The sequence below is a fragment of the Neorhizobium sp. BETTINA12A genome (assembly GCF_023006485.1).
Lineage (GTDB): Bacteria > Pseudomonadota > Alphaproteobacteria > Rhizobiales > Rhizobiaceae > Neorhizobium.
This window is the reverse complement of the sequence record NZ_JALBGW010000215.1, coordinates 1-6,697: the sequence shown is the minus strand read 5'-3', so window position 1 is coordinate 6,697 and position 6,697 is coordinate 1. Positions and strand designations below refer to the sequence as shown.

The 6,697-nt window shown below is 61.7% G+C and carries 10 protein-coding genes; 2 read left to right on the top strand and 8 right to left on the bottom strand.

What is annotated here, in order from left to right; all coding sequences use genetic code 11:
• A partial coding sequence (locus MOV61_RS27335; RefSeq protein WP_247138837.1) for a DNA repair protein RecO occupies window positions 1–173 on the bottom strand: 173 nt, incomplete at its 3' end.
• A gap of 187 nt (window positions 174–360) precedes the next feature.
• On the opposite strand from MOV61_RS27335, the gene MOV61_RS27330 reads away from it, so the two are divergent.
• Window positions 361–750 carry a hypothetical protein gene (locus MOV61_RS27330; protein ID WP_051899676.1) on the top strand — a complete coding sequence of 130 codons (390 nt, stop codon included), beginning with the start codon at window positions 361–363 and terminating at the stop codon, window positions 748–750.
• A gap of 10 nt (window positions 751–760) precedes the next feature.
• Here MOV61_RS27330 and MOV61_RS27325 read toward each other — a convergent pair whose 3' ends face one another.
• The 7 genes from MOV61_RS27325 to MOV61_RS27295 form a co-directional block, all read right to left on the bottom strand.
• The gene (locus MOV61_RS27325; RefSeq protein WP_038541494.1) at window positions 761–1,258 is read right to left on the bottom strand and encodes a PAS domain-containing protein; all 498 of its coding nucleotides are present in this window, start codon (window positions 1,256–1,258) and stop codon (window positions 761–763) included.
• 147 nt (window positions 1,259–1,405) lie between these two features.
• The gene (era, locus tag MOV61_RS27320; RefSeq protein WP_247138836.1) at window positions 1,406–2,362 is read right to left on the bottom strand and encodes a GTPase Era; all 957 of its coding nucleotides are present in this window, start codon (window positions 2,360–2,362) and stop codon (window positions 1,406–1,408) included.
• A gap of 10 nt (window positions 2,363–2,372) precedes the next feature.
• The gene (gene rnc / locus MOV61_RS27315; protein ID WP_247138835.1) at window positions 2,373–3,092 is read right to left on the bottom strand and encodes a ribonuclease III; all 720 of its coding nucleotides are present in this window, start codon (window positions 3,090–3,092) and stop codon (window positions 2,373–2,375) included.
• Window positions 3,089–3,838, bottom strand: coding sequence for a signal peptidase I (lepB, locus tag MOV61_RS27310; RefSeq protein ID WP_038541486.1), 750 nt, complete (start codon window positions 3,836–3,838; stop codon window positions 3,089–3,091). Before lepB ends, rnc begins: the two co-directional genes overlap by 4 nt.
• A gap of 83 nt (window positions 3,839–3,921) precedes the next feature.
• The gene (gene acpS, locus MOV61_RS27305) at window positions 3,922–4,323 is read right to left on the bottom strand and encodes a holo-ACP synthase (RefSeq protein WP_037080909.1); all 402 of its coding nucleotides are present in this window, start codon (window positions 4,321–4,323) and stop codon (window positions 3,922–3,924) included.
• 40 nt (window positions 4,324–4,363) lie between these two features.
• Entirely contained in the window at window positions 4,364–4,924 is a 561-nt protein-coding gene (locus tag MOV61_RS27300) for a DUF2062 domain-containing protein (RefSeq protein ID WP_046600223.1), read from the bottom strand.
• A gap of 232 nt (window positions 4,925–5,156) precedes the next feature.
• Entirely contained in the window at window positions 5,157–5,312 is a 156-nt protein-coding gene (locus MOV61_RS27295; protein WP_065814410.1) for a DUF3563 family protein, read from the bottom strand.
• Window positions 5,313–5,600: 288 nt separating this feature from the next.
• Between MOV61_RS27295 and MOV61_RS27290 the strand changes: the two genes are divergently transcribed.
• A partial coding sequence (locus MOV61_RS27290; RefSeq protein WP_247138834.1) for an FAD-dependent oxidoreductase occupies window positions 5,601–6,697 on the top strand: 1,097 nt, incomplete at its 3' end.

Here is a 6,697-nt window from a genome sequence, read left to right as displayed (position 1 = left end):
CAGACGGCTTCCACCCGGTTTCCGGCCTGCAGCACCGGTTGCATCGCCCGCGAGCGGCCGGAGCGGACGAGGCCGAGATGCCGGCCGCGGTCACGGGTCATCAGCTCGGCGATGACGCTCGTCTCGCCGTGGCGCTTGACGCCTATGATGATCGCTTCGTCCTGCCACTGCATGTATCTGTTCAAGATCCTTCCGAGCCGATTCAACAATAGAGCATAAGTCCTTCGGACTGAATCGGTTTCTGCTTTCCCCGGTCGACGGCAAAGATGCAGGTGTCCATGGGCTTGCCTGGAACAAATCGGCCTCCATTTGGATTCCTGTGCGAAATTCGCACGTCAAATACGACCCTTGGGAGTCTCCATGAAACACGCCCTCTTTGCCGCCCTCCTGGCCGCCTCGCCTGTCGCCCTTGTCGCTCCCTCGCCCGCTGCGGCGCAATCGCCACAGCTCGAACAGGCCTGCATCTCGGTCGCCAAGAATTTCCTGCTGGTGCCCTCGCTGAAGACGGGTATCGTCCAGTCCTTCCCGGAACTGGACCCGCCGGGCGCGCGGCTGACCTATTCCACCCGCGAGGAGCCCAAGCCGACCGATTTCAGCAACGAGATCGAATGCGAGTTCGACAAGGGGCAGCCGCCCTTCCGCTTGCAGCGCTTCTGCATTTCCGACACCTGCTACGGCCCCAACGAACAGGACCAGGACCGTCGCCGCCGTTACCTGGAGGTCAGGGCGCTGATGGACCGGCAGAAGTGAGGCGGGGAACCTATTTGCCGAGCACGTTGAGCGCCGAGGTGAGATAGCGCGCGGCGAGCATCTGGCGGCGTTTGGTGGCAAGCCAGAGAGCGGCGCGGCAATGGTGCTCCAGCGGATCGGTCGCCGCAGCCACCGTGGGCTGGATCATCACGGTGCCTGAATAGATATACGGGACACCCTCGGCATCGCGCAGACACCGACCATTCGCCGCGACGTCGATCCGGCGCCCGTCCGGATGGGTGACGCGGTAGTTTTCCTGGTATGCGAACCCTGTGACGATCGCATCGTGGATCGCCTTTGCGACCCGCTGCCTATCGCCCTCGTTGATGTAGCGGATGACCCTCTCGATCGGGGCGCCGGCAGCCAGTTCCTGATCCGAAACGCCGAATATGGAGGCAATCACCTGATCGCCATACACCTTGTTTTCCGGCACGATCCAACTGTAAAAGCCGACGGAATTCGGATCATCCGAGCCCGTGCCTTCATCTGCTGATCCGCCATCCGACATTCATGACTCTCCGCGCCATTTTGCCGATAAATTGGATCTTCGGCTCAACGTTAGCAAGTCATTATAATGATGGATAAAAATCGCTAATGAGATACTCCGTGTGGGTATCGCTCGCGGCGGTTGATGCCGCCACGTGGCGGCGTTGGTTCAGGACTTCGGGAATTCCAGGCCCATCTCGCGAAAACGCTCGGGATCGTCGCCCCAGTTCTCGCGGACCTTGACGAACAGGAAGAGGTGGACCGGCTGCTCAAGGATTTCGGAGAGTTCCTTGCGGGACGCGGTGGAGATCGCCTTGATGGCGTCGCCGTTCTTGCCGAGCGCGATCTTCTTCTGGCTGTCGCGCTCCACGTAGATGACCTGTTCGATGCGCACCGAACCGTCCTTGCGCTCCTCCCATTTCTCCGTTTCGACATGGCTGGCGTAAGGGAGTTCCTGGTGGAGGCGTAGGAAGAGCTTTTCTCGGGTGATCTCGGCGGCCAGCTGGCGCATCGGCAGGTCGGAGATCTGGTCTTCAGGGTAATACCAGGGGCCTTCCGGCAAGGTTTCGGCAAGGTAGTCCATCAGGTCGTCGCAGCCGGAGCCTGTGGTTGCCGAGACCATGAAGGTGCGCTCGAATGGCACGGCTTCGTTGGCGGCGGCGGCGAGCTTCAGCAGGTCCTCGTGCCGGACGCGGTCGATCTTGTTCAAGACCAAAATCTTCGGCTGATGGACTTCCTTCAAGCCTTCGAGGATCGCCTCGGCGTCGCCGCGGATGCCGCGTTCGCTGTCGATCAGGAGCAGGATCAGGTCGGCATCCTTGGCCCCGCCCCAGGCCGAGGTCACCATGGCGCGGTCGAGCCTACGGCGCGGCTTGAAGATGCCGGGCGTGTCCATGAAGACGATCTGGGCGTTGTCGTGGATGGCGATGCCGCGCACGATGGCGCGCGTCGTCTGCACCTTGTGGCTGACGATCGAGACCTTCGCGCCGACGAGCCGGTTGAGAAGCGTCGATTTGCCGGCGTTGGTGGGGCCGATCAGCGCCACGAAGCCGGAATGGGTCGGGCCACCAGCCTGGGTTTGGCCGGCTTCGTTCTCTTCACCGGGAATGTTGTCGTTTTCGGTCATGGTGTCCAATTCATTGTTCGGCAGCGGGTTTCTGCCACACGCCTTCGCGCTCGAGCATCTTTGTGGCGGCCACCTGTTCGGCGGCGCGCTTGGAGCGGTCCTCGCCGGTTTCCGGCGCCACGCCGGTTACCTCGACGGTTACCGTGAAACGGGGATCATGATCCGGTCCGGAGCGTTCGTCGACCCTGTAGGCGGGCGTCAGGCCGAATTTCGCATGCGCCCATTCCTGCAGCTCCGTCTTGGCATCGCGCCGCGCGCCGTCGGCACGGGTGGCGCGGGCTTCCCAATACCTGATGATGAAACCGCGGGCAGCTTCCAGCCCGCCATCCAGATAGAGCGCGGCGATCAGGCTTTCGACCACGTCGGCACGCACGTTCATCATCCGCTTGCCGGTCAGCTTCTTGACGTCGGCGCCGGTGCGGATGAACCGATGCAGTTCCAGTTCGTCGGCAACAACAGCGCAGCTATCGGCGCTGACCAGCTGGTTCAGACGCACCGAAAGCTCGCCCTCGGCGGCAGTGCGGAACGTCTTGAACAGCAGTTCGGCGACGCAGAGGCCGAGCACCCGGTCGCCCAGGAATTCCAGCCGCTCGTAATTGGCACTCTTGGCGGACCCGGTGCTCGCATGGGTGAGCGCCCGGTCCAGCCATTGCTTGTCGGCGAATTCATGACCGATGGCTTTTTCAAGCTGGCCGCGTTCCTCCGCCGAAAGCGTCTTTGACTTCATCACCGGACAACCTTGAAAATCCGATCCCAGCGCATGTTGGTCGGCCATTTCCAGATTTCGCGGAACGAGGTGTCGTTGCCGAGCGAGAAGAAGATGACGCTGGCGCGGCCGACCAGATTTTCGGCGGGCACGTAACCAACGTCGAAACGGCTATCGAGCGAGTTGTCGCGGTTGTCGCCCATGAAGAAATAATGATCCGCCGGAACCACGAATTCCTGGGTGTTGTCGCCGCGCGAAACCGGCGAATGGTCGAGCGTGTCATAGGTGACACCGTTGTCGAGCGTTTCGCGGAAAACCGGCACGTCGGTGCCCGGATCGAGGCTGTAATCGGAGGTAAAGGCGCCGTCGCCCTGTTTGGGGACCGGCTTGCCGTTGACGAACAGCACGCCGTTGGTGACCTGGACGCGGTCGCCCGGCAGGCCGATCAGGCGCTTGATATAGTCGACATCCGGATGGCTCGGCAGGCGGAAAACGATGACGTCGCCACGCTTCGGCTGGTTGAATTCCAGGATACGGCCGGAGAACAGGTCAGGCGAGAACGGCAGCGAATATTTCGAATAACCATAGGCGAACTTGTTGACGAAGATATAGTCGCCGACGAGCAGGGTCGGCATCATCGAGCCGGACGGGATGGTGAAAGGCTGGAAGAGCACGGTGCGGATCACCATCGCCAGCAGCAGAGCCTGGATGATGACCTTGATGTTTTCCCAGAGGCTGTTCTGCGACTTCGTCTCGGCTTTGTCGGACACGTTTGACGTCTTTCTGTTCGGCGCGGCTGTTGCCAGCGGTTTTGCGTTCTCTAAACCCTTCGCAAAGCGGCGGCAATGGTCGATTAGGCTGCGAGGCGCGCTTCGATCACCACAAAGGCTTGCGCATAAGGGTATTCGTCGGTGATCGTGATATGAATAACCGCTTCGTGACCCGCCGGCATCATGCTCGCGAGACGTTCGGCGGCGCCGTTGGTGAGCACCATGGTCGGCCGTCCGCCGGGCAGATTGACGACGCCCATGTCCTTCCAGAACACGCCGTGGGCAATGCCGGTGCCGAGCGCCTTGGAGCAGGCTTCCTTGGCGGCGAAACGTTTGGCATAGGAGGCGGCGCGGTTCTGGCGGCGATCGGATTTCGCCCGCTCGATCTCGGTGAAACAGCGATGGGTGAAACGCTCGCCAAACCTCTCGATGGATTTTTCCACGCGTCTTATGTCGATGAGGTCACTGCCCATGCCGATGATCATGAAATCTTCCTCACGGCGCCAGGCCGGTTCTCGTCAGTCTTTATACTGACTTGAGGGCTCCGGCCCGTGCCGTCAAGCGTTCCAGCCGCCGGTTGCGGAAACTGCGCACGCCCAGATAGGTGACCGCGTAGAAAACCAGACCGCACAGGATGCCCGGCGGCAGGGAGCCGATCAGCATCGGCTCGAGGATCGGCCGCCAGAGCTGCGAGAAATCGAGATGGTGGAACAGCCGGCCGAGATCGAGATGGTCATGGCCGGAGGCTTCGTTGCCGAGCAGGGTCTCGCCGATCTTCCAGGTGAGCGGCCAGATGATCGGACAGGTGACGGGATTGGCAAACGTGGTGCCGAGGGCTGCGGCGATCATGCTGCCGCCGAAGAGATAGGCGAGCGGGATGGCAAACAGGATGTGGAGGCCGAGGAAGGGCGTCCAGGCGCTGACCACGCCGATCGCGAGGCCTGCCGCGACCGCGTGCGGCGAGCCGCCGATGCGCATGACCTTCAGGCGATAATAATCGAGGACGCGGCGAAAGCCCTTGGGAGGCAGGACGGCACGGCGCAGTCTTTCACGAAATGCAAGCGGTGTACGGCGGCGAAACGGCATAGGGGCGCATCTGGTTCGGCAGCGGGATATTCATCCGTCGGCTGCGGGAATCTTCGATCGAACAGGCTTTAGCCCAAGCCGAAGATGATGGCGAAAATTTGCCCGTCTCGCATGAGACAAGGTTTTCGCGGAGGTGATCAGGCCTTCGGTCGCATCGAGGCGGCACGGGAAGACCCACATCTGCCGCGCGGCGATATTCCGCGCGAACGGGTGGCTGATCGGAACGTGTCGCTTAGAAGGACGACTTGCGGAACATGCCACGGTCGACCTGGCGCATGCGGAATTCAAGGTCGATCCGGTCCTTGGATTCGTTCAGGTAGGCGACTTCACGGTCCTGGGTGGAGGGAACGCGGAAAGCGCGGGCGAACTTGCGTACTGAGTCAAACATGATGTTTTCTTTCTCTCTTATATTGCACTGCACCAATATATGACGCGGCATCGCGCTTTACCAACGCCGCAACTGCTGGTCAGCCCTGCGTGAGAAGCATGGCGGGTTAATCCGGATGCGCAGGAAATAGGCGTCTGGAAGAAGCTGCCGGGAGCCGGACTTCATCATCTAGCGTGAATCGAGAAAGCTCTATCGGCGTATTGGTGTCTTTTCCAGGCTGCTTTTCCTTGGCTAAATCACCTTCGGGATCGTCGGGCGTGACGGTCCGCAGAAATCAGGGAGGATGCCATGACTGATCAGAAGGTTTCGGTGAAGGAGATACGCCAGAACGAAAACCGCTTCCTGAGCTCCGACATCTTCGAATCCGGGCACTATGTCTTCCCGCGCCGCAACGGCGGAGGCGTTCTCCGGGAGGAGGCGCGCGACATTCCGGTCTATCATCGCTGCGACGTACTGGTCGTCGGCGGCGGGCCATCCGGAACCGCCGCAGCGCTCGCCGCTGCGCGAACCGGCGCGGAGGTCGTGGTGCTGGAGCGCTATAACCATCTCGGCGGGCTTTCCACCGGAGGCGTGGTGATCTGGATCGACCGGATGACCGACTGGGAGGGGCGGCAGGTCATTCGCGGTTTTGCCGAGGAGGTTCTGGGCCGTCTTCCCCCTGAAGCCGTCGCCGGGCCGGACAGGAGCCTCTGGGGGCAGCGGGACGCGGATCTCGCAAAATACTGGCGGCTGCGCACCTCCGCCTTTCATGGGGTCGTCACCTGGGCGCCCACGATCGACCCTGAAAGACTGAAGCTGATCTCGCAGGAAATGCTGATCGAGGCGGGCGTGCGGATCGTCTTCCATTCCTGGGCAGCAACCCCGGTGGTCGAGGACGGCGCGGTAAAAGGCGTCATCTTCGAAAGCAAGGAGGGCCGCCAGGGGATCATGGCCAAGGTCGTGGTGGACTGCACCGGCGACGGCGATGTTTTTGCGCGCGCAGGAGCGAGTTTCGAGGCCGATATCGAGGAAGGCGACGTGCATCACTCGATGAATACCGGCTTCATGCTGGGCGGCGTAGACATGGAAACATGGCTGACATTCCGTGCCACCCAGGAACAGGCCTTTGCCGACTTCAACACGCTCGGGCGCGACGAGCTCGGCTTCTTCCAGACGCCCTATGTTTCCTGGCGCAACGACATCGCGCTGTTCCTCGGGCCGCGGCAATCGGGGCTTTCGGCGCTCAATGTCGACGACATGACCGAGGTCGAAATCCGCTCGCACCGGTTCATGCTGTCGCATTGCGAATTCTTCAGGAAACATGCGCCGGGTTTCAAGGACGCTTATATGCTGCTCAGCGCGCCGCAGCTCGGCGTCCGGCACACGCGGCGTCTGGCCGGCGCCGG